This window comes from Polaromonas sp. (assembly GCF_010365105.1).
In the GTDB taxonomy this organism is placed as follows: domain Bacteria; phylum Pseudomonadota; class Gammaproteobacteria; order Burkholderiales; family Burkholderiaceae_C; genus Polaromonas.
The window spans coordinates 18,618-45,081 of the sequence record NZ_JAAFGZ010000031.1; the positions used below are offsets into that span (position 1 = coordinate 18,618).

At 63.4% G+C, this 26,464-nt stretch carries 28 protein-coding genes; 19 read left to right on the plus strand and 9 right to left on the minus strand.

Going from position 1 to position 26,464, the window contains the following annotated elements; translation table 11 throughout:
- The first annotated feature begins 2 nt into the window (after positions 1–2).
- From ribD to tolA, 10 genes are all read left to right on the plus strand, one after another.
- Positions 3–1,112 carry a bifunctional diaminohydroxyphosphoribosylaminopyrimidine deaminase/5-amino-6-(5-phosphoribosylamino)uracil reductase RibD gene (ribD, locus tag GZ092_RS16915; protein WP_293638152.1) on the plus strand — a complete coding sequence of 370 codons (1,110 nt, stop codon included), beginning with the start codon at positions 3–5 and terminating at the stop codon, positions 1,110–1,112.
- A gap of 100 nt (positions 1,113–1,212) precedes the next feature.
- Entirely contained in the window at positions 1,213–1,869 is a 657-nt protein-coding gene (locus tag GZ092_RS16920) for a riboflavin synthase (RefSeq protein ID WP_293638108.1), read from the plus strand.
- Complete coding sequence (ribBA, locus tag GZ092_RS16925) at positions 1,870–2,997, plus strand: bifunctional 3,4-dihydroxy-2-butanone-4-phosphate synthase/GTP cyclohydrolase II (RefSeq protein ID WP_293638110.1); 1,128 nt, start codon at positions 1,870–1,872, stop codon at positions 2,995–2,997.
- Between the two features lie 12 nt (positions 2,998–3,009).
- Positions 3,010–3,474, plus strand: a complete 465-nt coding sequence (gene ribH / locus GZ092_RS16930; protein WP_293638112.1) for a 6,7-dimethyl-8-ribityllumazine synthase — start codon at positions 3,010–3,012, stop codon at positions 3,472–3,474.
- Between the two features lie 33 nt (positions 3,475–3,507).
- The gene (gene nusB, locus GZ092_RS16935) at positions 3,508–4,029 is read left to right on the plus strand and encodes a transcription antitermination factor NusB (RefSeq protein WP_293638113.1); all 522 of its coding nucleotides are present in this window, start codon (positions 3,508–3,510) and stop codon (positions 4,027–4,029) included.
- A 35-nt stretch (positions 4,030–4,064) separates the two neighbouring features.
- Positions 4,065–5,261: a pyridoxal phosphate-dependent aminotransferase gene (locus GZ092_RS16940; RefSeq protein ID WP_293638115.1), complete on the plus strand. Its 1,197-nt coding sequence runs from the start codon at positions 4,065–4,067 to the stop codon at positions 5,259–5,261.
- A gap of 199 nt (positions 5,262–5,460) precedes the next feature.
- Positions 5,461–5,877, plus strand: a complete 417-nt coding sequence (locus GZ092_RS16945) for a YbgC/FadM family acyl-CoA thioesterase (protein ID WP_293638154.1) — start codon at positions 5,461–5,463, stop codon at positions 5,875–5,877.
- Positions 5,878–5,896: 19 nt separating this feature from the next.
- Complete coding sequence (tolQ, locus tag GZ092_RS16950) at positions 5,897–6,589, plus strand: protein TolQ (RefSeq protein WP_293638117.1); 693 nt, start codon at positions 5,897–5,899, stop codon at positions 6,587–6,589.
- Between the two features lie 135 nt (positions 6,590–6,724).
- A complete protein-coding gene (locus tag GZ092_RS16955) occupies positions 6,725–7,159 on the plus strand; it encodes a biopolymer transporter ExbD (protein WP_293638119.1) in 435 nt (144 codons plus the stop codon).
- Between the two features lie 35 nt (positions 7,160–7,194).
- Positions 7,195–8,469, plus strand: a complete 1,275-nt coding sequence (gene tolA / locus GZ092_RS16960) for a cell envelope integrity protein TolA (protein ID WP_293638121.1) — start codon at positions 7,195–7,197, stop codon at positions 8,467–8,469.
- A gap of 68 nt (positions 8,470–8,537) precedes the next feature.
- On the opposite strand, the gene dnaE is transcribed toward tolA, so the two are convergent.
- Complete coding sequence (dnaE, locus tag GZ092_RS16965; protein WP_293638123.1) at positions 8,538–12,050, minus strand: DNA polymerase III subunit alpha; 3,513 nt, start codon at positions 12,048–12,050, stop codon at positions 8,538–8,540.
- A gap of 93 nt (positions 12,051–12,143) precedes the next feature.
- Between dnaE and GZ092_RS16970 the strand changes: the two genes are divergently transcribed.
- The 3 genes from GZ092_RS16970 to GZ092_RS16980 all read left to right on the plus strand — a co-directional run bounded on the left by GZ092_RS16970 (position 12,144) and on the right by GZ092_RS16980 (position 14,527).
- On the plus strand, positions 12,144–12,920 hold the full coding sequence (locus GZ092_RS16970) for a sulfurtransferase (protein ID WP_293638155.1): 777 nt from the start codon (positions 12,144–12,146) through the stop codon (positions 12,918–12,920).
- A gap of 32 nt (positions 12,921–12,952) precedes the next feature.
- Positions 12,953–14,269 (plus strand): ergothioneine biosynthesis protein EgtB, encoded by a 1,317-nt coding sequence (egtB, locus tag GZ092_RS16975; RefSeq protein WP_293638125.1) that lies wholly within the window; start codon positions 12,953–12,955, stop codon positions 14,267–14,269.
- A gap of 114 nt (positions 14,270–14,383) precedes the next feature.
- Positions 14,384–14,527 carry a hypothetical protein gene (locus GZ092_RS16980; protein WP_293638127.1) on the plus strand — a complete coding sequence of 48 codons (144 nt, stop codon included), beginning with the start codon at positions 14,384–14,386 and terminating at the stop codon, positions 14,525–14,527.
- Positions 14,528–14,549: 22 nt separating this feature from the next.
- Here GZ092_RS16980 and GZ092_RS16985 read toward each other — a convergent pair whose 3' ends face one another.
- The 5 genes from GZ092_RS16985 to GZ092_RS17005 all read right to left on the minus strand — a co-directional run bounded on the left by GZ092_RS16985 (position 14,550) and on the right by GZ092_RS17005 (position 17,670).
- Complete coding sequence (locus GZ092_RS16985; protein ID WP_293638129.1) at positions 14,550–15,425, minus strand: pirin family protein; 876 nt, start codon at positions 15,423–15,425, stop codon at positions 14,550–14,552.
- On the minus strand, positions 15,422–15,829 hold the full coding sequence (locus GZ092_RS16990; RefSeq protein WP_293638131.1) for an OsmC family protein: 408 nt from the start codon (positions 15,827–15,829) through the stop codon (positions 15,422–15,424). Before GZ092_RS16990 ends, GZ092_RS16985 begins: the two co-directional genes overlap by 4 nt.
- Positions 15,830–15,885: 56 nt before the next feature.
- Positions 15,886–16,464 carry a flavodoxin family protein gene (locus GZ092_RS16995; protein WP_293638133.1) on the minus strand — a complete coding sequence of 193 codons (579 nt, stop codon included), beginning with the start codon at positions 16,462–16,464 and terminating at the stop codon, positions 15,886–15,888.
- Positions 16,464–16,877, minus strand: a complete 414-nt coding sequence (locus GZ092_RS17000) for a DoxX family protein (protein ID WP_293638135.1) — start codon at positions 16,875–16,877, stop codon at positions 16,464–16,466. The genes GZ092_RS16995 and GZ092_RS17000 overlap by 1 nt, the downstream gene beginning before the upstream one ends.
- A gap of 91 nt (positions 16,878–16,968) precedes the next feature.
- Positions 16,969–17,670 carry a pirin family protein gene (locus tag GZ092_RS17005; protein ID WP_293638136.1) on the minus strand — a complete coding sequence of 234 codons (702 nt, stop codon included), beginning with the start codon at positions 17,668–17,670 and terminating at the stop codon, positions 16,969–16,971.
- Between the two features lie 108 nt (positions 17,671–17,778).
- Between GZ092_RS17005 and GZ092_RS17010 the strand changes: the two genes are divergently transcribed.
- Positions 17,779–18,732 carry a LysR family transcriptional regulator gene (locus tag GZ092_RS17010; RefSeq protein WP_293638138.1) on the plus strand — a complete coding sequence of 318 codons (954 nt, stop codon included), beginning with the start codon at positions 17,779–17,781 and terminating at the stop codon, positions 18,730–18,732.
- Here GZ092_RS17010 and GZ092_RS17015 read toward each other — a convergent pair.
- Positions 18,727–19,065 (minus strand): hypothetical protein, encoded by a 339-nt coding sequence (locus GZ092_RS17015; protein ID WP_293638159.1) that lies wholly within the window; start codon positions 19,063–19,065, stop codon positions 18,727–18,729. The genes GZ092_RS17010 and GZ092_RS17015 overlap by 6 nt on opposite strands.
- On the opposite strand from GZ092_RS17015, the gene GZ092_RS17020 reads away from it, so the two are divergent.
- The 5 genes from GZ092_RS17020 (at position 18,949) to GZ092_RS17040 (ending at position 23,946) form a co-directional block, all read left to right on the plus strand.
- Positions 18,949–19,938 (plus strand): FAD-dependent oxidoreductase, encoded by a 990-nt coding sequence (locus tag GZ092_RS17020; protein WP_293638157.1) that lies wholly within the window; start codon positions 18,949–18,951, stop codon positions 19,936–19,938. The two genes, GZ092_RS17015 and GZ092_RS17020, sit on opposite strands and share 117 nt — an antisense overlap.
- A gap of 423 nt (positions 19,939–20,361) precedes the next feature.
- Entirely contained in the window at positions 20,362–21,387 is a 1,026-nt protein-coding gene (gluQRS, locus tag GZ092_RS17025) for a tRNA glutamyl-Q(34) synthetase GluQRS (protein ID WP_293638140.1), read from the plus strand.
- Position 21,388: 1 nt separating this feature from the next.
- Complete coding sequence (locus GZ092_RS17030; protein WP_293638142.1) at positions 21,389–22,273, plus strand: DMT family transporter; 885 nt, start codon at positions 21,389–21,391, stop codon at positions 22,271–22,273.
- Between the two features lie 42 nt (positions 22,274–22,315).
- Entirely contained in the window at positions 22,316–23,041 is a 726-nt protein-coding gene (gene trmB / locus GZ092_RS17035; protein ID WP_293638144.1) for a tRNA (guanosine(46)-N7)-methyltransferase TrmB, read from the plus strand.
- Positions 23,038–23,946, plus strand: a complete 909-nt coding sequence (locus tag GZ092_RS17040) for a pseudouridine synthase (protein WP_293638146.1) — start codon at positions 23,038–23,040, stop codon at positions 23,944–23,946. Before trmB ends, GZ092_RS17040 begins: the two co-directional genes overlap by 4 nt.
- 452 nt (positions 23,947–24,398) lie before the next feature.
- Here GZ092_RS17040 and GZ092_RS17045 read toward each other — a convergent pair whose 3' ends face one another.
- Together GZ092_RS17045 and GZ092_RS17050 are read right to left on the minus strand one after the other, a co-directional pair.
- Entirely contained in the window at positions 24,399–25,511 is a 1,113-nt protein-coding gene (locus GZ092_RS17045; protein WP_293638148.1) for a transglutaminase domain-containing protein, read from the minus strand.
- Positions 25,512–25,720: 209 nt separating this feature from the next.
- On the minus strand, positions 25,721–26,257 hold the full coding sequence (locus GZ092_RS17050; protein ID WP_293638150.1) for a TlpA disulfide reductase family protein: 537 nt from the start codon (positions 26,255–26,257) through the stop codon (positions 25,721–25,723).
- Positions 26,258–26,464 lie beyond the last annotated feature (207 nt).

Below are 26,464 nucleotides of genomic sequence, written 5' to 3' on the forward strand. Positions count from 1 at the left end.
CCATTTCAGCGACAAGCACTGCCTTTGTATCGCAGGCACTCACTATGGCCCAATCAGCTCTCAACCTGAGTCAACCGAATCCGAGGGTCGGTTGCATTCTGGTTTCGACCCAGGGAATTGCATTAGGCAAAGGCCACACCCAGCGTGCCGGCGACCCCCACGCAGAAATCATGGCCCTGCGCGACGCAGCCGCACGAGGACATCCAGTTGTAGGCGCCACTGCCTACCTCACGCTCGAACCGTGTTCCCACCACGGCCGCACCGGCCCGTGCTGCGACGCCCTGATTGCCGCAGGCATCAAAAAAGTCGTGGCCTCCATCGCTGACCCCAATCCTCTAGTATCAGGCCAAGGATTCGCCCGGCTCAGGGCTGCCGGCATTGAAGTCGAAGTCGGCCCCGGCGCCGCCGAATCCCGTGAACTCAACATCGGTTTTTTCAGCCGCATGATCCGCAAAACCCCTTGGGTGCGCATGAAAATGGCCGCCTCGCTGGACGGCACGACGGCGCTGGCGAATGGTCAGAGCCAGTGGATCACCTCGCCCGAAGCGCGGGCTGACGGCCATGCCTGGCGCGCGCGCGCCTGCGCTGTGCTGACAGGCATCGGCACCGTGCTTGAAGACAACCCGCGCCTCGACGTGCGCGAAGTGGCCACGCCTCGCCAGCCGCACATCGTGGTGGTGGACAGCCGGCTGCAAACGCCGCTGGACGCTCATCTTTTCATAGCTGGTCGCGCTTGCATCATCTACGCTGCAGTGCCAAATGAGGCTAAAAAAGCGGCACTGGAAGCGCGCGGTGCCACGGTCGTCATGCTGCCTGACGTGAATGGCAAGGTTGACCTGGCGGCCATGATGAAAGACTTGGGAACCCGCGAAATCAATGAGCTGCATGTCGAGGCCGGCAGCAAGCTCAATGGCTCGCTGATCCGCGCAGGTCTGGTCGATGAATTTTTGCTTTACCTGGCGCCCAAGCTGCTCGGGACGGGCCAGGGCATGGCGTCGTTCGGGCCATTGCAGGCACTTTCTGATGCGGTTGAGCTGCAGTTTCAATCCACGGAGCGGGTGGGCGCCGACCTGCGGATAGTCGCCCGCGCCACTGGGCGGGACCAGTTTTAGCCACATTCTTTCACGCCAGTTCAAAGCAAACTGACAGCCTTTTCCACGCCTTTCATACTCTTGCGGGCGTTCCACCTCTTTTCCCTGCGAAAATACCCGTATGTTTACCGGAATCATCACCGGCATGGGGCGCATCGTCGCCATCCATCGCCTGGGCAGCTCTTCAGATCATGGCAAGCGACTCACCATTGAAACACCTCCGGGTTATCTCGATGATGTGGGCTTGGGCGACAGCATTGCGCTCAACGGCGCCTGCATGACGGCCACAGCGCTGTACCCTGCCCAAAATCAATTCACCATCGACATTTCCGCCGAGTCACTGGACAAGACCTGCGGCTTGGCGGAACCCGGCGTCATCAACCTCGAAAAAGCCCTGCGCGCCCATGACCGGCTTGGCGGCCATATCGTGTCGGGCCATGTCGATGGCATCGGCCGCGTGACGCACTTCGCCCAGGTGGGTGAAAGCTGGGAGCTTCGCATCCGTGCGCCGCTGTCGCTGGGCAAGTACCTGGCCTACAAAGGTTCCATCACCGTGAACGGTGTCAGCCTGACGGTGAACCGGGTGCAGGACCTGGCGGGCCATGCGGACAAGGCACCAGGCTGCGAGATCAGTATCAACCTGATTCCCCATACCGTCGAAAACACCGCGCTGGGCCAGCTGACCCAGGGCTCACCGGTCAACCTGGAAATCGACCTGATCGCGCGCTATGTCGAGCGCATGCTGCAGGACTCCCCTCTCAAACAAGCAAGCCTCTAAATGACCCCACTGATTTCCCCTGTTGAAGACATCGTTGCCGACATGCGTGCCGGCCGCATGGTCATTCTGGTTGACGAAGAAGACCGCGAAAACGAAGGTGACCTGGTGCTGGCTGCCGACCATGTAACGCCCGAAGCCATCAACTTCATGGCCCGATTTGGCCGTGGCCTGATTTGCCTGACGCTGACGCGCGAGCGCTGCGAACTGCTGAAGCTTCCGCCCATGGCAGCGCGCAACGGCGCGCAGTATTCGACGGCGTTCACGGTGTCGATTGAAGCCGCCGAAGGCGTGACCACCGGCATTTCGGCTGCCGACCGCTCGCGCACGGTGCAGGCCGCCGTGGCGCCTGGCGCGACGTTCAGCGACCTGGTCCAGCCCGGCCATATATTTCCCCTGCAGGCGGTTGATGGTGGCGTGCTGATGCGCGCTGGCCATACCGAGGCCGGTTGCGACTTGTCTGCCATGGCCGGCTGCTCACCGGCAGCGGTAATCTGCGAGATCATGAATGACGACGGAACCATGGCCCGGCTGCCGGACCTGCAGGTGTTCGCCGCCACACACGGCCTGAAGATTGGCACGATTGCCGACCTGATTGCACACCGCAGCCGCAACGAGTCGCTGCTGGAGAAAGTCGGCAGTCGCACGCTCCAGACCGCCTTTGGCGAATTCACCGCCCATGCCTTCAAGGACAAGACCAGCCACGACCTGCACCTGGCGCTGGTCACGGGGCAATGGGCCGCTGACGACACCGTGGCGGTACGCGTGCACGAGCCGCTGTCGGTGCTCGACCTGTTGGAGACCGGCCGTACCATGCATTCGTGGAGCCTGGACCAGAGCCTGAAGCACATTGCGTCCGAAGGTCGGGGCGTGGTGGTGCTGCTGAACTGCGGCGAAAGCGCAGCCCAGTTGATGGCGCAGTTCGAAGGCACCGCCCGCGCCGCCCAGGCGCCCGAGCGCGGCCGCATGGACTTGCGCACCTATGGCGTGGGCGCGCAGATCCTGCGTGAATGCGGCGTGCAGAAAATGCACCTGATGGGCAATCCGCGCCGCATGCCGAGCATGAATGGCTACGGCCTGGAGATTGTCGGCTACATCGGCAAGCACCAGACCCAGCCTGAAACCGTATAAGGAAAACGCACCATGCTCAATGCAGACAAAGGCCTGGGCGAAAAGCTCGATGGCAAAAAACTCTCGATCGGGATCGTCCAGGCGCGCTTCAATGAAGGCATCACCAATATCCTGGCGGCAGCCTGTCTTCAGGAACTCCAAGCCCTTGGCGTGAAAGAAAAAAACATCACGCATGTCAAGGTGCCCGGCGCGCTGGAAGTGCCTTGCGCCCTGCAGGCGCTGGCTGAAACCGAAAACTTCGACGCCCTGATTGCCTTGGGCTGCATCATTCGCGGCGAAACCTACCATTTCGAACTGGTCGCCAATGAAAGCGGTTCGGCGGTGACCCGACTGGCGCTGGACTACCAGTTGCCGATTGCCAATGCGATCCTGACGGTCGAAAACCTGGCGCAAGCCGAGGCGCGGCAGGAAGAAAAAGGTCGTGATGCGGCACGCGTGGCGGTCGAAATGGCGAATCTGCTTGAAGCGCTTGCCTGAACATCCTTTCCTACAAAAATTCAACGGAGCTTCATGGCTGAACCCCTCATCAAAACCAAGCGACCTCCGCAAATCCGCACCGGCCTGACCGATACCGGTGTGAAAAAAGCTGCTGACAAATCATCCCGCACCCGTGCGCGCGAGTTTGCGCTGCAGGGCCTGTACCAGCACCTGGTCGGCAAGAACCCGGCCGACTCGATCGATGCCTTCACCCGCGACCTGGTCGGATTCCACAAAGCCGATTCGGCCCATTTCGATGCCTTGTTGCACGGCTGCATTGAATCGGAGCCAACGCTCGACGCCGCCATCATTCCCTTGCTGGACCGGAAAATGGCCGAAATTTCCCCGGTGGAACATGCCATTTTGTGGATTGGCGCCTATGAATTCACCCATTGCCTGGACGTGCCTTACCGTGTCGTGATCAACGAATGCATCGAGCTGGCCAAGGCTTTTGGCGGCACCGACGGCCACAAGTACGTCAATGGCGTACTGCACAAGATGGCGCCTTCGCTGCGCGCTGCGGAAGTCGCGGCCGACCAGTCGCGCCAGGCTTGAGAACCTGCTCCTTGCCTCTCTTTGAAAGCCCCGTTTTGAAAATTTCCCAGCGGGCTGCCCGCATTGAGCCCTTCTACGTCATGGAAGTGGCCAAGGCCGCCAGTGCGCTGGCGCAGCAGGTGGCCCATACCGCCTCGCCGATGATTTTCCTGAACATCGGCGAGCCTGATTTCACCGCGCCGCCGCTGGTGCAGCAAGCGGTCAGCCGTGCGATTGCACAGGGCAACACGCAATATACGCAGGCGATGGGCCTGCCCGTCTTGCGCGAGCGCATCAGCGGCTGGTATGCGTCGCGCTTTGGTGCAGACGTGGCGCCCGGCCGCATCATCATCACGGCGGGCGCATCGGCCGCGCTGCAACTCGCCTGCCTGGCCTTGATCGAGTCAGGCGATGAAATCCTGATGCCCGATCCGAGCTATCCGTGCAACCGGCATTTCGTCACTGCGGCCGACGGCACATCGGTGCTGATTCCGACCACCGCCGACGAACGCTTTCAGCTGACGCGCAAAAAGGTCGAAGCCGAGTGGAACGATAAAACGCGCGGCGTGCTGCTGGCGTCGCCATCGAACCCGACCGGCACCTCGATTGCCCCCGAAGAATTCAAAAGCATTCACGAATTCGTTCACAGCCGGGGCGGCATCACGCTGATCGACGAGATTTACCTGGGCCTGAGCTACGAGGAACACTTCGGCCATTCGGCACTGGCCCTGCCCGGCGAACTCGGCCAGAGCGTGATCAGCATCAACAGCTTCAGCAAATACTTCAACATGACCGGCTGGCGCCTGGGCTGGCTGGTGGTGCCGGAAGCGCTGGCGCCAGTCATCGAGCGCATTGCGCAAAACCTGTTCATCTGCGCCAGCACGGTCGCCCAGCATGCGGCGCTGGCCTGCTTCGAGCCGGAAAGCCTGGCCGAATACGAACGCCGCCGGGCTGAATTCAAGGCCAGGCGCGACTACTTCATTCCCGAACTCAACCGCCTGGGCCTGCGCGTGCCCGTCATGCCCGACGGCGCGTTCTACGCCTATGCCGACTGCACGGAAGCAGCGGCCCGGCTCGGCGTGACCGGCAGCTGGGATTTCGCTTTCGCATTGATGGAGCGCGCGCACCTGGCCGTCACGCCAGGCAGGGATTTCGGCCATGCCGCCCCGGAGCAGTTCGTGCGGTTTTCAACCGCCAGTTCAATGGACCAACTCAAAGAAGCCGTGGCCCGGCTTGAGTCCCTCCTGGGCTAGCCAACAGATGAGCCAACCCAGCATTCGCGGGTCCGCAGGCGAAATAGCGTCTTCCACGAACAGCAAGCCGCACGAAGCGGCGCGCGTGAATGCCCCCGCTCCAAACCAGCAGGGGCCGCAGGACCGGCTTTGCCGGACTGCAGGCGCAGCAGCCCCCTCGGGGGGCAGCGAACCACACGCAGTGGGGAGCGTGGGGGCCATCTTCCAGTGGCCAGTGCGCGTTTACTGGGAGGACACCGATGCGGGCGGCATCGTGTTCTATGCCAATTACCTCAAGTTTTTTGAACGTTCGCGCACCGAATGGCTCAGATCACGGGGCATTGGACAGCAGCAATTGAAGGACAGCACAGGATGCATGTTTGTCGTGACAGAAACGACGCTCCGTTACCACCGCCCTGCCCGCCTGGACGATGCGCTGATCGTGACCTCCCGTATGATAGAAACCGGCCGTGCGTCCTTGACACTCAACCACCAGGCGCTACTGAAACCAGAGCAGCCCGGTGAGCATCCGGCCACCTTGCTCTGCGAAGGATTGACACGCATTGGCTGGGTCCACGGCGCCAGCCTGCAACCCCGGCGCATTCCTGTTTCCATTCTGGACAGCTTGAAAAACTGATGACACAAAAAGCTTCAACATGAACCAAGACCTCTCCATTGTCAGCCTACTCCTCCATGCCAGCTGGGTTGTCCAGGCCGTTGTCGCCCTGCTGATTGGCATTTCGATTGCCAGCTGGGCGGCGATTTTCCGAAAAATCGTGGCGCTCAAACGTGCCCAGCAGCTCAATGACGATTTTGACCGCGGCTTCTGGTCGGGCACCAGCCTGAACGACCTGTTTGCCGGCGCGGCGCAAAACGCCAAGACCTCGGGCTCGATGGAACGCATCTTTGCCAGTGGCATGCGCGAATACCAGAAGCTGCGCGAGCGCCATATCAGCGACGCCGGCACGCTGCTCGACGGCGCGCGGCGCGCCATGCGCGCCAGCTACCAGCGCGAGATGGATGCGATTGAATCCAACCTGTCGTTTTTGGCGACTGTCGGCTCGGTGTCGCCCTATGTCGGCCTGTTCGGTACGGTCTGGGGCATCATGCATGCCTTTACCGGACTTGCGGCGATGGAATCGGTGACGCTGGCCACCGTCGCGCCCGGCATTGCCGAGGCGCTGGTGGCTACGGCGATTGCGCTGTTTGCGGCAATTCCGGCCGTGGTGGCCTACAACCGCTTTGCGCACGACATCGATCGCATCGCCAACCGCCTGGAAACCTTCATTGAAGAGTTTTCGAACATTTTGCAGCGAAATTTGGGCGCGCAGTCACCTTCAGGCCACTAGAGATGACCCCCACGCTTGTCACTTCGCGTACTGCGCTGCGCCCCGAGGGGGCGCTGCGCCTGCTGGTATGGAGTCCCGAGTCGCCTTCACAATGTGGTCTGCGCTGCAGCCCTCTGCCTAATTAAGGAAACCACCATGCCAGCAGTCAGTTCACGCGGCCGGGGTCGCCGCACCATCAGTGAAATCAACATGGTGCCCTTCATCGACGTGATGCTGGTGTTGCTGATCATCTTCATGGTGACAGCGCCGCTGATCACGCCGAGCATGATTGCCCTGCCCAAGGTCGGCCAGGCGTCCAAACAGCCCCAGAGCCCGGTGCGCATCGACATCCAGAAAGACGAAAGCGTGCAGATCCGATTCAAGTCCGACACGGTGTCCAGCACCGTGCGCGGCGTGGCGGCCGATATTGTCAGCCGGGAGCCCGATGTGAAAGCGCAAGGCGCCGAGGCCGTGCCGGTGGTGATCAGCGCCGACAAGTCGATCAAGTACGAAACTGTGGTGCAGGTCATGGACACGCTGCAAAAAGCCGGCGTGGCCCGTGTCGGCCTTTCGGTGCAAACCAGCAAGTAACTTTGTCCCTTTCAACCTCAAGCGCCCCCTGAAACATGTCCAGCAACGCAGACCGTCTTGAATTTGCCCCGCCGCGCGACAAGGGTTCGCCGCGCGCGTTCGGGCTGGCGCTGCTGGTCCATGCCCTGCTGATTGCCGCGCTGACCTGGGGCGTTAACTGGAAGCGTACCGACGACGCGGCATCGTTTGAAGCAGAACTGTGGTCTGGCGTGCCGCAACCGGCCGCACCCCGGCAGATTCAGGCCCCACCGCCGCCGCCGCCACCACCGCCCGCACCAGCGCCCGAGCCACCGCCAGCACCGGCGCCAGAGCCAACACCGCCAGTTCCCACGCCAGCGCCGCCGCCCCGCCCGGCCCCGCCCGTGGCCAAGGCTCCCGAAATCAAGGAAACGCCGCCGCTGCCGGATGTGGACATTGCGCTGGAAAAGGAAAAGAAACGCAAGCTGCTCCAGCAGCAAAAAGAGGCCGAAGTGCTGAAGGCGCAAAAACTGCAGGAAAAACGCGAGGCCGAGTTGCAGGCCCGGCAAGCCAGGGAACTGGAACGAAAGAAGGAAAAGGAACAGCAGGCCCGCGAGGAACTGGCCGAACGCAAGGCCCGGGAAGTGGCTGAAAAAGCCGAAGCCAAAAAGCAGGAAGCCCGGCAACTGGCTATCGAGAAGGAAAAAGAAAAGGAAAAGGAAAAACGCACCGCCGCCGCCAATGCCGCCGCCGCAGAAAAACAAAAGCAGGCAGCTGCGGCTGCTGCTGAAAAGCAGAAGCAGGTAGCCGCTGAAAAACAAAAGGCTGCTGCGGCCAATGCCGAAAAGCAGAAAGAAGCAGCAGCGACCGCTGCAGCCGCGAAGCAAAAGGCTGCTGCCGCCACGGCTGCGGCCAATGCTGAAAAGCAGAAAGAGGCAGCAGCGGCCGCTGCAGCGGCGAAACAAAAGGCTGCTGCCGCCGCAGGCGCGGAAAAGGCACGCCAGGCGGCCATCCAGAAGCGCATCATGGACATGGCTGGCGCGGGAAATTCCGACGGATCGTCTGGCGCAGGAAAAGCCAGCGGCCCTTCGGCGGGCTATGCCGGCAAGGTCAGGGCGCGGGTCCTGCCGAATGTGGTGTTCAACGACGACATCCCCGGCAACCCCAAGGCGGAAGTCGAGGTGCGGACCACCGCCGATGGCACCATCATGAGTCAGCGCCTGATCGGCTCCAGTGGCAACAAGGCCTGGGATGATGCCGTGCTCAAGGCCATCGTTCGCACCGGCTCGCTGCCGCGCGATGTCGATGGCCGGGTGCCGACACCCATGATCATCGAATTTCGGCCCAATTAGGTCGGCCCGGCCGTCACTATCAAATAGATAGCTGGTTGCGCCCGCCCAGTCTGCGCAAAAGCACTATTTCATTCATAAACGATGCGTGCCAGGCCCTTGTCGGCCTGCGCCGTCCAGCTTGCCAGCGCCGCGTCGGTCGGGAAAAACCGGGCGGCGTCCCCCAGGTGCAGCTCTGCTGTCGCACCCTGGCGGCGCAGGCTCAGTCGCACCGGCAGGCCACGGACCGGCTCCGACGCATCGGCCAGGCCGCTCTGGCGCGGCGGAAAGTCCCGGACCAGCCTTGAAATGTCCGGCGCCGTACCATTGACCGCGACACGCAGGAACTTGCCGAAACGGCAGCGCGCCGACTCCAGGTCCCAGACCTGCGTGAGCTTGAAGCGCCGGCCAAAGCGCTCGGACGCGCCCTGCAGTGTTCCCTGCACGACCACCAGTTCGTCCTCCTTCAGCAAATTGCGGTTGGCGTTGTAGGTCGCCTCGTCCACCGAGGCTTCCAGCACATCGGTCTTGTCATCCAGTTTGAAGATGATCAGCTTGCCACGGTTGCCGTTGATGATGCGCAGGTCGGTCACGATGCCGGCCAGCAGTTGCGAGTCGCGCGAGTCAATCAGGTCGTCGATCTTTCGCTTGGCGAACTGCCGCACTTCCTGCTCCACCTCGTCAAAGAGGTGGCCCGACAGGTAAAAGCCGATGGCAGTCTTCTCCAGCACCAGCCGCGCCTTGACGCCGAACATCGGCATTTCGACCAGTTCCGGCTCCTGCGTGCTGGCTGCGTGCGAGTCGGACATGTCGAACAATCCGCCCTGGTTGGCATTGGCCTGCGTGGCAGCAGAAAAATCAAAAGCGCGTTCGACCGAGGCCATCAATTCGGCCCGGTTCAGGTGCAGCTTGTCGAAGGCACCGCCCTTGATCAGCGCTTCCACCGTGCGCTTGTTCATCTTGCTGCGGTCCACACGCACGCAAAAATCAAACAGCGAGGTGAACGGGCCACCCTCTTTCCGGGCGGCGACGATGGCGTCAATCGCCTGCCGGCCGGTGCCCTTGAGGGCACCCAGGCCGTAGCGCACCGACTTGGCGGTGATCGGCTCGAAGCGGTAGTCGCCCTGGTTGATGTCGGGCACCTCGAACGTCAGCCCCATCTTCTGCGCGTCGCCGAACAGGATCTTCAGCTTGTCGGTGTCGTCCATTTCAACGGTCATGTTGGCCGCGAAGAACTCGGCCGGGAAGTGCACCTTGAGCCAGGCGGTGTGGTAGGCCAGCAGCGCATAGGCGGCGGAGTGCGACTTGTTGAAGCCGTAGCCCGCGAACTTTTCCATCAGGTCGAACACCTCGTCGGCCTTTTCCTCGGTCAGGCCATTGATGCCGGCGCCCTTGCGGAAGATTTCCCGGTGCTGGGCCATCTCCTTCTCGTCCTTCTTGCCCATCGCGCGGCGCAGCATGTCGGCGCCGCCCAGCGAATAGCCGCCCAGGATCTGCGCGGTCTGCATCACCTGCTCCTGGTAAACCATGATGCCGTAGGTTTCCTCCAGCATCGGCTTGACGCGCGGGTCCGGGTATTCGGGCACTTCCTTGCCCTGCTTGCGGGCAATGTAGGTCGGAATCAGGTCCATCGGGCCGGGACGGTAGAGCGCGTTCATCGCGATCAGGTCTTCGAGCCGGTCGGGTCGCGCATCCTTCAGCATGCGCTGCATGCCGATACTTTCAAACTGAAACACGGCTTCGGTCTTGCCGTCGGCAAACAGCCGGTACACCCGCGCATCGTCAAGCGGCAGGTCCTCAAACTTGAAGTCTTTTTGCGCCGGGTAGCGGGCGATGATGAACTCGCGTGCGATTTCCAGGATGGTCAGCGTCGCCAGCCCCAAGAAGTCAAACTTCACCAGGCCAATCGCCTCCACGTCGTTCTTGTCGAACTGGCTGACGGCCGACGTGCTGCCAGGCTGCAGGTACAGCGGGCAAAAGTCGGTCAGCTTGCCCGGTGCAATCAGCACGCCGCCGGCATGCATGCCGACGTTGCGCGTCAGGCCTTCGAGCTTGCGCGCCAGCTCCAGCAAGGTGCGGACGTCTTCTTCCTTGGCTTCGCGCTCGGCCAGAATCGGCTCGGCCTCCAGCGCATAGACCATCTTGTCGTTTTTCTTGCGGTCGGCCGGCACCAGTTGCAGCGTGACGGCCTGGCCGGGCTTGTTCGGGATCAGCTTGGAAATGCCGTCGCAAAAGCCGTAGGGGAAATCCAGCACCCGGCCGACGTCGCGAATCGCCGCGCGCGCCGCCATGGTGCCGAAGGTGACGATCTGGCTGACGGCTGCGTGGCCGTACTTGTCTTTCACATAGTCAATCACGCGGTCGCGGTTGCTCTGGCAAAAGTCGATGTCGAAGTCGGGCATGGACACACGTTCGGGGTTCAAAAACCGTTCGAACAGCAGGTTGTAGCGCAGCGGGTCCAGGTCGGTGATTTTCAGCGCATACGCCACCAGCGAGCCGGCACCGGAACCGCGTCCCGGCCCGACCGGGCAGCCATTGGCCTTGGCCCACTGGATAAAGTCGCCGACGATCAGGAAGTAGCCGGGGAAGCCCATCTTCAGGATGGTGTTGATCTCGAACTCCAGCCGCGCCACGTATTCGGGCCGCCTGGCATCGCGAACGGCCGGACTCGGGTAAAGATGCAGCAGCCGCTCTTCCAGCCCCTCGAAGGACGTGTGGCGGAAATAGTCTTCAGGCGCCATGCGAACGCCATTGACCTCGGGCGTCGGGAATTCGGGCAGCATCGGCTTGCCCAGCTCCAGTGTCAGGTTGCAGCGCTTGGCAATTTCAACCGTGTTGGCCAGCGCCGACGGCACATCGGCGAACAGCGCCTCCATCTGCGCCGTTGACTTGAAATACTGCTCGCGGGTGAACTTGCGCACCCGGCGAGCATTGCCCAGGATTTCGCCTTCTGAAATGCAGACCCGGGCTTCATGCGCCTCGTAGTCGTCATAGGTCAGGAACTGGACCGGATGCGTGGCCACCACCGGCAGCTTGAGTTGCGCCGCCAGCTGGACGGCGGACCTGACATGGCGTTCGTCATCGGCATGCCCCGAGCGCTGCAGCTCCAGGTAAAAGCGCTGCGGGAACATGCTGGCAAAGTGCTGCGCACATTCGGCCGCCCGCGCGCTGTCGCCCTGGACCAGAGCCTGGCCGACGGCACCGCGCTGCGCGCCCGACAGGGCCAGCAAGCCTTCGTTGAGTTCCTGCAGCCACTGCAGCTTGACGACCGCCTGGTCGCGCACCACGTTTTGGGTCCACGCGCGGGTGATCAACTCGCACAGGTTGAGGTAGCCCTGGCTGTCCTGCACCAGCAGCAGCAGGCGCGACGCCGGCGCGCTGGCGTCCTTGCCGGGCGATTCGAGCCAGATGTCGGCGCCGATCAGCGGCTTGACACCGACCTTGCGCCCTTCCTTGTAGAACTTGACCGTGCCAAACAGGTTGCTCAGGTCGGTGATGGCCAGCGCGGGTTGCTGGTCGGCGGCAGCGGCTTCAACAATTTCATCAATGCGGTTGGTACCGTCAACGACTGAAAACTCGGTGTGGATTCTTAAATGGACAAACATGCGCTTCATTTTAGGTCTGGGATGCGGCCCGGACGCCGCCATCCCGCCAGCGCGCCCGGGCCATACGCCAGAGCGCCTGCCTACAATTGCGGCATCATGAAAATTCTGAATATTGCTGCCTACAGGTTTGTGGCGCTCGACCGCCTGACCGAACTGAAGGACGGAATCGCGCAGGCGCTGGCAGCGCGGCGCATCTTGGGAACCGTGCTCCTGGCCGAAGAAGGCATCAATCTTTTCCTGGCCGCCGACAGCGCCGCGATTCATGATTTTTTGGCATGGCTGCAGCGGGATGCGCGTTTCCACAGCCTTGACATCAAGCAAAGCTGGTCGGCGACGCAGCCTTTTCACAAGCTGCTGGTCAAGATCAAGCCGGAAATCATCCGCATGAACCATCCGGCCATCCAGCCCGCAGCGGGCCGCGCGCCAGCGGTGGACGCGGCCACGCTCAGGCGCTGGCTGGACCAGGGCCGGGACGATGACGGCCGGCCGGTGGCGATGTTGGACACACGCAACACCTATGAAGTCGATGCGGGCACCTTCCGGCAGGCCATCGACTGGCGGCTGGAAAAATTCACCGAGTTTCCGCAGGCAGTGCTGGACCACCGCGACGAGCTGACCGGCAAGACCATCGTGAGCTTTTGCACCGGCGGCATCCGCTGCGAGAAAGCGGCGATTTACCTGCGCGAAGCAGGCATTGCGCATGTTTACCAGCTCGACGGCGGCATCCTCAAATACTTTGAGGACTGCGGCCCAGCGCATTTTGATGGCGAATGCTTTGTGTTTGACGACAGGCGCGGGGTGGATTCAGCGCTCAAACCCCGCGTCGAAATTGGGGCATCGTCTGACAGCGACGCCGCACACGCCGTGTAAAGCTTGGCAGCCTGAACCTGACGGAGCCCACCATGCCTTCCTTTCAAACTGCATTCCCCAACGCCGCAGCGTCATCGCCGCTGGCGCTGCGCTTCGAGCACGTTCGCGCCCAAACCGTGCAGCTGGTCAAGCCGCTGAGCGCGGAGGACTGCCAGCTGCAGTCCATGCCTGACGCCAGCCCGGCCAAATGGCACCTGGCCCACCTGACCTGGTTTTTTGAAACCTTCGTGCTGGAACGTTACGAAGCACGGTTCAAACCCTTTGACGCCAGTTTTCGCGTCCTGTTCAACAGCTATTACAACGGCGTGGGCGACAAATACCCACGCCCGCAGCGGGGCCTGATCAGCCGGCCGTCGCTGAAGGAAGTGCTGGCCTACCGGGCGCAGGTCGATGCCCGCGTCCAGGGTGTCATTTCCAGGGCCGACGAGGCTGACCACGCGGCACTGGCGCAACTCATCAGCCTGGGCCTGCAGCACGAGCAGCAGCACCAGGAACTGCTGCTGACCGACATCCAGCATGCGCTGTCGTTCAATCCGCAGCGTCCGGCCTATGCCCGGCACTGGCCGCTGGCGAGCACCGCGCCGCAGCCGCTACGCTGGCATGGCTATGAAGGCGGTCTGGTCGCGCATGGCTTTGACGCCGAGCTGGATGGTGCATTTGCGTTTGACAATGAAACCCCGCGCCACCCGGCCTATGTGGCGCCGTTCGAACTGGCCAGCCGGCTGGTCACCAACGGCGAAATGATCGAATTCATGGCGGACGGCGGCTACCGGCGGCCGGAACTGTGGCTGTCGATGGGATGGGACTGGGTGCAGGCCGGGCAGCGGCAGCTTCCGCTGTACTGGCAGGAAGACGACGCCGGCAGCTACCGCCATTTCACGCTGCAGGGGCTGCAGGACGTTGACCCGAACACGCCCGCCTGCCACCTCAGTTATTTTGAAGCCGATGCGCTGGCGCGCTGGGCCGGGGCGCGGCTGCCCACCGAGTTTGAATGGGAACTGGCCGCACGCCGGCTGCCCGCCTCCAGTGCAAAGCCGGGTAATTTTGTGGAAACCGGGGCTTACCATCCGCTGCCGCAGCAGCACGCCAGCCGCGAGTCACCGGCCCAGATGTTCGGCGATGTGTGGGAATGGACGCAGTCCAACTACAACCCCTACCCGGGCTACCAGCCGTGGGAAGGGCTGGTCGGCGAATACAACGGCAAGTTCATGTGCAACCAGTTCGTGCTGCGCGGCGGCTCCTGCGCCACACCGCAAAGCCACGTCCGCGCCAGCTACCGCAACTTTTTTCCGCCGGATGCGCAATGGCAGTTCAGCGGCGTGCGGCTGGCGCGTAACGTTCAGGGTTAAGAACCCGTCGCGCGTATTTCCGGCATGCCTGGCGTCTCGGGCATCGCTGGTGACTGAGGCATTGCCGGTATTTCCGGTAACTCCGGCGCTGAGGGCATTTCCGGAAGATCGGGCGTGACGGGCATTTCGGGCACTGCAGGCGAAGGGGCTGTTTCAGGTGTGGCGGGCGTCACCGGTGGCATTTCGGGCTGTGCGGGTGTTGGAGATATTTCAGGAATGGTTGGCATGGTCGCGTTTGGAAAGGTTGAAAATTTTTGAAAGGTTGGGGGCTATTCCGCCCCTACAGCCTGCGCTCGGGCAGGGGAATGAATTCTTTGTCGTCGGCGACCTGGCCCATGCGCTGGGCTGTCCAGTCATCGCCGGCTTGCGCGATGCGCTCTTTGCGGCTGGAGACAAAATTCCACCAGATAAAGCGATGCCCGTCGAGAGCATCGCCGCCCAGCACCATGAAGCGCGCGGGTTCCGTGGCAGTGATGCGCGTCGCCTCAGACGGCGCCAAAATGGCCAGGGTGCGCGCCGCCAGCACTTCGCCGTCCACCGCCAGATCGCCCTCTACGCCGTACAGCGCCAGCTCGTCGGCCAGCGGCGGCAGGTCAACATGACTCCCGGCAGCAAGTCGAATGTCCAGGTAAACCGTTTTTGAAAAGGTCCTGACCGGCGATGTCTGTCCGAACGCCTCGCCGATCAGCACGCGCACCTCGGCCGCGCCTGACACCACGACCGGAATGTCGCTGGCGGGCGTATGCGCGAAATCGGGCGCGGCTTCTTCATGCGCCTGGGGCAGCGCGGCCCAGAGCTGCAGGCCATGCTGCAAATAAGCCTTGTCCCTGAGGTCTTCGGGCGCCCTTTCGGAATGCACGATGCCGCGCCCCGCCGTCATCCAGTTGATGGCGCCGGGTTCGATCCGCTGGACCGAGCCCAGGCTGTCGCGGTGCAGGATGGCTCCGTCGAACAGGTAGGTCACGGTGGCCAGCCCGATGTGCGGATGCGGCCGCACATCATGATTCTCGCCGGCCTGCACTTCCAGCGGTCCGAAATGGTCGAAGAACACGAACGGCCCCACCGACTGCCGGCTGGCCGCCGGCAACAGGCGGCTGACCAGAAAGCCGCCACCCAGGTCCTTGGCCTGTCCCGTCAATGTGAGGTCGATGCTCATGGCAGCCGTTCCATCCGGGTGGTGATTTCAGTGGTCACCGTGGTCATGAGCTTGTGAACCGGGCATTTCCGGGCCACGGCTTCGAGTTCCTTCAGTTGTGCATCGCTCAGGGCGCCGTGTACCTTCAGGGTGGTGGTCAAGCGGTAAATACCCTTGCGCTCGTCCGCATCGTCGCGCTCGACCAGCGTCTGGATGTCATCGACGGAAATGCCTTTCTTGCGGGCATACCACATCACCGTCAAGGCCTTGCAGGCGCCTAGCGCGGCATCGTAGAGGTCATGCGGGCTGGGGCCGGTGTCGTTGCCGCCTTCGGCCTCGCTGATGTCGGCCACCAGTTCGTGGGTACGGATATGCACCGTCTGCGCCAGTATGGCGGTGCGGTCAAGCCGGAGTTCAATCGTCATGCGTTTTCCTTTTGAAACATTGACAAGGGTCGTGGTCGCCACAGCGCACCGGCGTATCAGCGGCTGAAACGGCCCGCCACCTCCGCCACGCGCTCGCCGAAACTGCGCGCCGTTTCCAGGTCGCCCTGCGCCATTTCACCGGCGCCGGCGTCCGAAGGCGAATGCGCCATCGCGCCGCTGTAGGAACCGAGGAAATTCGGGTCGTTGCGCTGCGCGGCCTTGCTGTTGCTGGGCGGGATGCCCTGGCTGACCCAGATGCCGCCGTGCTGCATGGCCAGGGTGAACAGGTAGATCAGCGTGGACGACTTGTCGCCGTTGGGTGCCGAACTGTTGGTGAAGCCGGCAAACAGCTTGTCCTTCCAGGATTCGGTGTACCAGGGCTTGGACGACGCGTCGGCAAACTTCTTGAACTGCCAGCTGACGCTGCCCATGTAGGTCGGCGAGCCCATGATGATGGCGTCGGCGGCGGCCAGCGCCTCCCAGCCGCCTGCCGGCAGGTTGCCTTCGCCATCAATGGCAATCAATTCGGCGCCGGCGCCAGCCGCCACGGCCTGTGCCATGCGCTGGGTGTGGCCGTAGCCGGAGTGGTAGATGACGACCACGACCGGTTCGCGGGAATCGGTGGCGCCAGCCATCACGCACCCCGCCGGTTGCCGTCAACACTCCAGGCGCCAGCGCCCCAGGCGGCCACCGTCAGCAGGCCGCCGACCACGGCGATGTTCTTGAAAAAGTTTTGCTGCTGCGCCATGGCCAGCTCGACCGGGACGGCCCAGAAATTGTGAAAGATGAAGGTGATGACGACGGTGAAAAACGCAATGCCGAGCGCTGCCCAGCGCGTCTGCCAGCCGATCAGCAGGAGCAGGCCCAGGCCCAGTTCGACACCGATGGCGGCGGCAGCGGCCAGTTCCGGAAGCGGCACGCCCTTGGAGGCGATGTAGCCTGCGGTGCCGGCAAAACCGCCGATCTTGCTGAAACCGGCGGGAATGAACAGCAGTGCCAGCAGCACGCGGCCAATGAGCGACAGGGGATTTTGAAGCGAAGCAAACATGGGAAATCCTTGAAAAATTTGATGGAATGATGAATTAAAAAAAGCGGCCGGGCAAGCCGGACCGCACGGCAAACGGCAAAAAACCGGTCACTCATGGCGCCAGGTCGAACACCAGCACCTCGGCGTCCTGGCCCCGCGCCAGGTTCAGGCGGTCTTCGCCTTCGAGCCGCAAGGCGTCGCCGCCGTGCAGCACCTTTCCGTTGGCCTCCAGCTGGCCGCGAATCAGGTGCACATAGGCTTTGCGCTTCGGGTCCAGCGCCAGCACGGCCGCTTCACCGCCATCGAACAGGCCGGCATGCAGCCGGGCGTCGGCATGGATCAGCACCGAGCCCTGCGCACCATCGGGCGACGCCACCAGCCGCAGCGCGCCGCGCTTGTCAAGTTCGGCAAAGGTTTTCTGTTCGTAGCCGGGTGCAATGCCGGTGACGTTGGGCTCGATCCATATCTGCAGGAAATGCGTGGTCTGGCCCTCGGCATGGTTGAACTCGCTGTGCTGCACGCCGGTGCCCGCGCTCATGCGCTGCACGTCGCCGGGCGGAATGCCCTTGACATTGCCCATGCTGTCCTTGTGCGCCAGCTCGCCGCTCAGCACGTAGCTGATGATTTCCATGTTCTGGTGGCTGTGCGTGCCAAAGCCCCGGCCGGCGGCAATGCGGTCTTCGTTGATGACCCGCAGGTTGCCAAAGCCCATGTGCGCCGGGTCGTGGTAACCCGCAAAGGAAAAAGAATGGAAAGACTTGAGCCAGCCGTGGTCGGCAAGGCCGCGTTCGCCCGAGGGCCGTAATGTCATCATGAAGTGCGCCTTTCAAGCTGCGTTGCAATGCCTTGACTTTAGGTGCCCCCAGCGCTTGCATCGTTGCGCAGGTTTGCTGGCATCATTCAAATTTTTTGAAGGATTTACATGCTGGCACCCCAAAATCCGGTGCGCAACGCTCTGACGCCCGACGTCATCCGGCTGATTGACACCATTCACCGCACGGGCAGCATGGCGGCCGCCGCACGCGCGCTGGGCGTGGTGCCCAGCGCCCTGACCTACCGCATCAGGCAGGTCGAGGACGCGCTTGACGTGCTGCTGTTCGACCGCTCGTCGCGCCAGGCCAGGCTGACTGTGGCGGGCCAGGAACTGCTGCGCGAAGGCAACCGCCTGCTGCTCGAACTCGACGCCATCGCCAACCGCGTCAAGCGCGTGGCCACCGGCTGGGAGCCGCAACTCACGCTGGCGGTGGACAGCGTCATTTCCCGCACCACCGTACTGGAGCTGTGCGAAGCATTCTTCGCGCTGAATCCGCCGACGCGCCTGAAAATCCGCGAGGAGGCGCTGTCCGGAACGCTCGAAGCGCTGACGTCCGGCCAGGCCGATCTGGCCATTGGCGTGGCGCTCGATCCTGCGCCCAACCTGTCGGTGCAAAGCCGGCCGCTGGGCACCATTCACTTTGTCTATGCCGTCGCGCCGCACCATCCGCTGGCGCAGGCCGCCGAGCCGGTGCCCGACGCACAGCTGTTGCTGCATCGTGCCGTGGTGGTGGCCGATTCGGTCAGGCAGGGCAGCGGCGTGACCAGCGGGCTGCTGGGCGGGCAGGACGTTTTCACCGTTCCCGGCATGCAGGAAAAGCTCCATGCCCAGCTGCGCGGGCTGGGCGGCGGCTTTTTGCCTGAATACCTGGCGCGGCCGCACATTGACGCCGGACGCCTGGTCGAAAAGCAGATGCAGCGCGCCACGCGGATGATTCCGATGCGCTACGCCTGGCGCTGCGCAACGCCCAGCGCCGAAGGGCAGGCGCTGCAATGGTGGCTGCAGCAGCTCGGCAATCCGGCCACCCGCAAGGCGTTGCTGGAGCGCGCGCACTCGCTATAAATCCGCGCCAGCGGGCCCCAGGCAGCGGCTGCGGTGTAGAGTGTGCGCATGGCGTTCGTTGATGCCTGACCTTTCGTCACGATGCCATGTCTTCCCGACCTTTTCCTTCACCTCAGAAAAAGCAAAAAAGCCATGACAAACAAACCCTTCACCGCTGCTTTCTTTGAACCTGACATACAGCGTCACATCGCAGTCGTTGGCGCCGGCATTGCCGGCATCACCTGCGCGCGAACGCTGGTTCAGGCCGGCCACCGCGTCACCGTCTTTGAGAAAAGCAAGGGCGCCGGCGGGCGCATGTCCACCCGGAACACCGAATTTGGCGGTTTTGACCATGGCGCGCAGTATTTCACCGTGCGCGACGAACGCTTCGAAAAAGCCCTGGCCACCGCCTCCGGACTGGTGCGGCCCTGGAGCGCCAACAGCGTGCAGGTGCTGGACGACCTGGGGCGCGTCGTGGCGGCGTCGCTGCCCGCCAAGGAAGCCCACTGGGTGGCCAAGCCGGGCATGAATGCGCTGGTTCGCCAGTGGGCCCAGCCCTTGCTTGACGCCGGCCAGCTGGTGCTGGACACGCGCGTGGTCTATATCGAGGAAGACAAGCTGGACCCGAAGCGCTGGCAGTTGCAGACCGACGGCCCGGGCGCCGGCGTGCATTCCGGCTTTGATGCCGTGGTGCTGGCCATTCCCGCACCGCAGGCGCATGCCCTGCTGCGCGATTCGGAGCAGGCTGCGCCGCTGCTGGCCGACCTGGCAGGCGTGAACGTGGCGCCCTGCTGGACGCTGATGGTGGCCTTTCCGCAGGCGCAGCAGCCCACGCTGCAAAGCCTGGGCCCGCAGTGGAACGTGGCGCGCAGCACCCACCACCGGATTGCCTGGCTGGCGCGCGAGTCGTCCAAGCCCGGACGCGGCCCGATTGAACGCTGGACAGTGCAGGCCAGCCCCGCCTGGTCGCAGCGCCACCTTGAAGACGACGCCGAGCGCGTCAAGGCCAAGCTGCTGAAAGCCTTCACCGAAGTCACCGGCATCCGCGCCGAGCCGCCCTACGCGTCAGTACACCGCTGGCGCTATGCCCAGACCACCAAACCCCTCGGCAAGACACATGCATGGGATGCCGAATCGCGTATCGGCGCCTGCGGCGACTGGTGCCTGGGCCACCGGGTCGAGGACGGCTTCGTGTCCGGACTGGAAATGGCGCTGGCGATTCTTTGACCGGTTGAGGCGATGGCGACCGGAGCCGCAAACAAAGCGACCAGCGTGGAGGCGTTTTTTGCTACCCAGCAGGCGCCGTTGAATCGTCCTTGCAAGGCCGAAAACGCAGCCGCTCAACCGGACAAAAAGTTACCCGAAGCGAGCGGCTGCAATGCGGCGCAGGCCGGCGCGACGAGCGTAGCGGCATCCTCTTCAACACAGCAGGGGCCATGGAACCGGCTTTGCCAGTCCGCAGGCGCATCAAGGGTAGAGGAGGCATCCCCTCCCACCCAGCAGGGGCCGTGGAACCGGCTTTGCCAGTCCGCAGGCGCAGCAAGCGTAGAGGAGGCATCCCCCACCCAGCAGGGGCCGTGGAACCGGCTTTGCCGGGCCACAGGCGCAGCGGCCCCCTCGGGGGGCAGCGAACCACGCGAAGCGGGGAGCGTGGGGGCAACATACCTTGGCCGGTTTGCCCCTTCCCCGACCGGCCCGCTGCACGCCGGTTCACTGGTCGCCGCGCTGGCCAGCTGGCTGGACGCACGGGCGCACAGCGGGCAGTGGCTGGTGCGCATCGAAGACGTCGACACGCCGCGCTGCGTGCCCGGCGCCGACCTGACCATCCTGCAGCAACTCGCCGCCTGCGGGCTGGAGCCTGACGAACCGCCAATTCACCAGTCCCGGCGCGGCGCGCTGTACCTGCAGGCGCTCGACCAGCTGGTGCAAGGCGGCATGGCGTATCCCTGCGGCTGCACGCGCCAGGACATTGCCCGCGCGCTGGCCGCGTCGGGATATTCCCGGCAGCGGCACGGCGAACTGGTCTATCCGGGCACCTGCCGCCAGGGCCTGCACGGACGGCCGGAGCGCGCCTGGCGCTTCAGGGTCGAAAAAAATGAACCGAATACGGCGTTTCCGCTTGGTGGACGTGCGCTACCAGCTACTGGATTCATAGCAAATAGAGTGGCCGGCACGCTGGAGGAAAAAGTTGTCTGGCACGACCGTCAGCTCGGCTGGCAAAGCCAGGATGTCAGCCGCGAGGTGGGCGACTTCGTGCTCAGGCGCGCCGACGGCCTGTGGGCCTACCAGCTGGCCGTGGTGGTCGATGATGCAGTTCAGGGCATCACGGATGTGGTGCGCGGCGCCGACCTGGCCGACAACACGGCGCGGCAAATCCTGCTGCAAGGCGCATTGGGCCTGCCTGCGCCGCGCTACCTGCACACGCCGCTGGTGCTGGGTGCGAACGGCGAAAAATTGTCGAAACAAAACGGCGCCCAGGCGCTGGACACCCATGATCCGCTCGCAGCGCTGAACCGGGCGGCCGGCGTGCTGGGGCTGGCAGCGCAGACCGGCCCGGTGGCCGATGCATTGGCCCGCTGGGTGAACGCCTGGCAGGACACGCTGGCGAGTCCCGCACACCGTCCGGCGACTGGCACCGGTATGCTTGCCAACCCTTCCCATCCCGCAATGCAGTGACATGTCCCCATTACGCATCCTTTTCCTCACCGCAGGAGCGATGGCCGCCTTTGCCGGCAATTCATTGCTCTGCCGGCTGGCATTGAAACAAACCGGCATCGATGCCGCGTCGTTCACTGCGATCCGTCTGGTTTCCGGCGCACTGGTGCTCTGGGCCGTGGCGCGCAGCACGCGTGGCGCGCAAGCAGGCCAGGGCAACTGGTTGTCGGCCCTGGCGCTGTTTTCGTATGCGGCCTGCTTTTCATTCGCCTATGTCAGCCTGCCGACGGGAACCGGTGCGCTGCTGCTTTTCGGCGCGGTCCAGGCCTTGATGATCGGCTACGGCATCTGGTCGGGTGAACGGCTGCGGCCGCTGCAACTCGCCGGCCTGGCGCTGGCCTTTGGCGGGCTGGCCGGCCTGCTGCTGCCGGGCGTGTCCGCACCGCCGCTGGCCGGCTCGGTGCTGATGCTGCTGGCCGGCATGTCATGGGGAATCTATTCGCTGCGCGGCAAGGGCGCAGGCGACCCGACGCGGGTGACCGCCGGCAACTTTTTGCGGGCGGCGCCGCTGGCTGTGGGGCTGGGCGTGGTCATGCTGCTGTCCCGGAGCGCATCGCTGAACGCAGCGGGTTTCTGTCTGGCGGTGGCGTCGGGCGCATTGACATCGGGCATCGGCTACGCGGTCTGGTACACCGTGGTGCCCGCGCTGAAAGCCACCAGCGCGGCCAGCGTGCAGCTGAGCGTTCCGGTGCTGGCCGCACTCGGCGGCATCGCCTTTCTGGGCGAGCCATTGACGCTGCGACTGGTGCTGGCATCAAGCGCCATTTTGGGCGGCATCGCGCTGGTGGTGCTGCAAAAGCGCGCGGCGCCAGCGCCTGCATCCGGCGGGCAAAAGGCGGCGCACTAAAATCGCCTTGTGATTGAACCTTCCTCCCCAACCCCGCCCGCCATGTCCGCCACGCCCGATAGCCACGAGGGCGCACCTGCCGATGTGAGCCATCCCCGCACCATCCGCAGTTTCGTGCGCCGCACAGGCCGCACCACCGTCGGCCAGGCCAAGGCCTTCGCCGATGTCGGCCCCAAGTTCCTGCTGGCCTACACCGGCGCGCCCGTGGACTTCAGGGCCATCTACGAACGCGACGTCCCGACGATCATGGAAATCGGCTTTGGCATGGGCGAAGCCACCGCGCACATCGCGGCCCTGATGCCTGAAAAGAATTTCCTGTGCTGCGAAGTGCATACGCCCGGCGTCGGTGCGCTGCTCAAGCGCATCGACGAACAAACGCTGGGCAACATCCGCATCCTGCAGCACGACGCGGTCGAGGTGATCGACCACATGCTGCCGCTGGCCAGCCTGTACGGCGCGCACATCTTTTTCCCGGATCCGTGGCACAAGACCAAGCACAACAAGCGCCGGCTGATCCAGGCGCCCCTGATCGCCAAGCTGGCGGCGCGTCTCAGGCCCGGCGGCTACCTGCACTGCGCGACCGACTGGCAGCCGTATGCCGAACAGATCCTCGAAGTGCTGGCCGCCGAGCCGTTGCTGGCAAACACGGCAGACGCGGCCAGCGGCGGCTACGCGCCCAAACCCGGCTACCGCCCGCTGACCAAGTTTGAAAACCGCGGCATCAAGCTCGGCCACGGCGTGTGGGACCTGGTGTTCACGCGGGTGTGACGGCTCCCTTGCTTCACGGCGGTTTGCCCACGCGCCACGGCGTCAGCCCGAGTTGCGTCGGCCTGCCGGCGGGCAGCTGGCCGACCTTCACCGACTTTCTCGTCGAACGCTTTCCGGCCGTCACGCGGGCTACCTGGCTTGAGCGCATGGCCGCCGGTCTGGTGGCCGACGAGTTTGGCGGCCCCGTGACGGCGCTGCGCACGTACCGGGGCCACATGCGGCTGTACTACTACCGCGCCCTGCCCTTTGAGGTCCGCATTCCCTTCGAAGCCGCCGTGCTGTTCCAGGACGAGCACCTGGTGGTGGCCGACAAGCCGCATTTCCTGCCGGTCACGCCTTCAGGCCACTACCTGCAGGAAACGCTGCTGGTGCGGCTGAAGAACCAGCTCGGCATCGACAGCTTGATCCCGATCCACCGCATCGACCGCGAGACCGCCGGTCTGGTGCTGTTTTCTGTCCGGCCAGACGAGCGCGATGCCTACCAGGCGCTGTTCCGGCGGCATGAAGTCGTCAAGCATTACGAAGCCGTTGCCCCGTGGCGCGCCGATTTGCAGTTTCCCCTGCAGCGCAAGACCCGCATCGTCGAGGACACGCCTTTTTTCAGGCAGCGCGAAATGCCGGGCGAAACCAACAGCGAGACGTGGGTCGAGGTGCTGGAGCGCCGGGGCGAACAGGCGCTGTATGCGCTGAGCCCCGTGACCGGAAAAAAGCACCAGTTGCGGATCCACATGAACGCGCTGGGCCTGCCGATCTGCAACGACCGGATGTACCCGCCTGTCGATGTGACACCTGACGATGACTACGCCCTGCCGCTGCAATTGCTGGCGAAATCGATTGCGTTCACCGACCCGCTGACCGGCGAGCCGCGACGGTTTGAAAGCCGGCTTGGCTTATTCCTGAAATGAGTTAAGCACTCTCATTTTGATAGCTTCCTGCACTTGTGCAGCAAGCGGGAAACCCTCGTTTGGCATTAGTCGCAGATGCCGGGTTACGCTTCACTAACCCGACCTGTATCGTGCCAGCAGTGCTTGAGGCACAAAAGTAACGATCAAGCAGAGCGTGAAGCTGTTGGCGAACGAGCGGTCGAACCAGCAAGCAAAGGCATGGGTTCCCCGCTGCCGATCAGAGAACCCAAGGCCCAGCGAAGCGATGGCCCGTCAGAGCGTTCAGCTCTGATCCGCTCCCGCTCCCCAAGGCAACTTTCTTTGGTGACTTTCTTTTTTGCCAGAAAAGAAAGTTACCCCCCGCCGGGAAGGCGCTCACCCTCAAACCACAGAAGAAATTACCCAGCGCCCCATGCCGAAGTACAAAAAGGAGCCATCAATGCGCAAGCGTCAGCACCTGCCAGAAATCAGCCTCAAGCCTTGATTTCCCGCGCCGTGATCTGGTACTTGAAATCATCCGGCGCATACGAATCAAAACGTCCGGCGGCGTTCTCACCCACCGGGTACATGAAAAAGCCCAGCGTGCTGCCCTTGGCATTCGGCAAGGACACGTCATGCGCGGTGTTGTAGGCCATCCAGTTGCCTTCCCATCCGCCGAACAGCGCCTTGTTGACCGGCGCCACCACCGGGCTGGTGGTGTTCTTGATCCAGTCGGCGGTTTCCATGCGCATCACCTTGGCCACATCGGCCGGGTCCATCGCCACCCAGCCGTAGTCCTTCAGGTAGGCTTCGCTGCGGCAGTGCTGCGCGCCCTTGAGGCTGGCCGGGTTGCCCGACAGTTCCTTGTAGCCAAAAGCAGAAGGCACCAGCCGGATGCCATACACGTCGCGTGCCGGAATGCCCACGGCGCGGCACAGGCCGACAAAGATCGCATTCAGGTCGGCACACTTGCCGCCCAGGTTGCCGGTTTCCAGCATGGTCTGGATATCGCCTTCGCCACAACCGCGCACCTTGGGTTCGCGGTAGGTGTTGGTGACCACCCAGTCGTAGATTTGCTGGACTTTTTGCAGGTCGGTCCGGGCGCCCTTCGTCGCTTCCAGCGCGGTGGTGCGGACAATGCCATCCGTTGGAATCAAATCGGTGGACCGGGTGAAATAGCGCAGCGTGTCGGCATTTTCCACGTGGGCGGTTTTCTGCGACCAGTCGGTGGCACGGTTTTGCGTCTGCACACGGCTGGTCAGTTCGACAAATGGCTTGGCTTCGTCAGCGGCAAACTCAACGTACAGCATCTTGGCGCCGTCCTGGCCGTCCTGCATGAACCTGGCAGCACCGTTGCCGGAGAAACTGCTTTCCAGCGAGCGCTGGTAGTCGCTGTTGACCGAGGGAATCGGCAGCCACACGCGGGTGGCGCCATTCAACGGGGCAATGTCCACCCGGGTCGTGACCTCGAACGTGCGCCAGGCGCCACTTTGCGGTGCAAACAGGGTGCGGTTTGCTGGGGTTTGAGCGAAGCCGAAGCTTGGCAGGGAAGCGGCCAAGGCAGTGGCGGCCGTGTTTTTCAGGAAGCTGCGGCGTAAGGTGGTCATTGATGGACTCCGGGAAAGGATGGTGAAAGGGTCACAGCACCGGCACAGGTGAAGAAGCACCGGGAAGTGAGGCCGGACTGGAAAACCGCTGCAGGGCAGCTCGCCAGCCTCGGGCAGTCGCCGATTATCGCTGGAGCCGCTTTGGCAGCGTTGGCAAGGCGGCTTTTTAAACGGCGCCGTGCCATGGCGTAGAACCTGAAAAACCAGGGTCAAAGCAAGCTGGCGATCAGCTTGCCGGCGGCCGGGCCCGTCCAGTCCAGTTCACCCTGCACCCGATGCATGGGCCGGCCATGGCGGTCAAGGGTGAGCGTGGTTGGAAAAATCCTGACACTCCAGCGCCGGGCGGTCCGGCCATCGACATCAAGAAGCACCGGCAGTGTGATGCCCGTTTGCTGTGCGAACTGCAGGGCACTGGCCGGTTTTTCCTTGAAGTTGATCGCCAGCACCAGCAGCTTGTCGGCGCCATGCATGGCAGCCGCCTGCTGAAGCGAAGGCATCTCGGCGCGGCAGGGCTCGCACCAGCTGGCCCAGAAGTTGAGCAACACTGCCCGGCCTTTGAAATCAGCAGGTTGCCAAACCTTGCCGGTGGTGTCCACCAGTTGCAAGGGTTCCACCTGATCAGTCCACGGGCTGACCTGGTAAGCCTCGCCTGAGATGGCTTGCGGCAGTACTGCTGCGCCGAGAGTGGCAAGTGCGCCCTGCAAAAGGCAACGGCGTGAGCGAAGGGCGGGAAATGAGGCGGGCATGGGTGGCAAGCTTAACGGGGAATTTGCGGCAACCTAAAACGTGCAACGCAAGTTGCGTAAGCAAAACCACCACTGCCGTCACCTCAAGGCGTTCAAGGCGCCTCACTGCCATTCGCTATTAAATAGAGCCACTTGCACAATCCAGAAAGTGGTGAATTAGTGGCTTTGCGAAGATGCAAATTTGAGAGGTGAAAGAGTAGGCGCAGC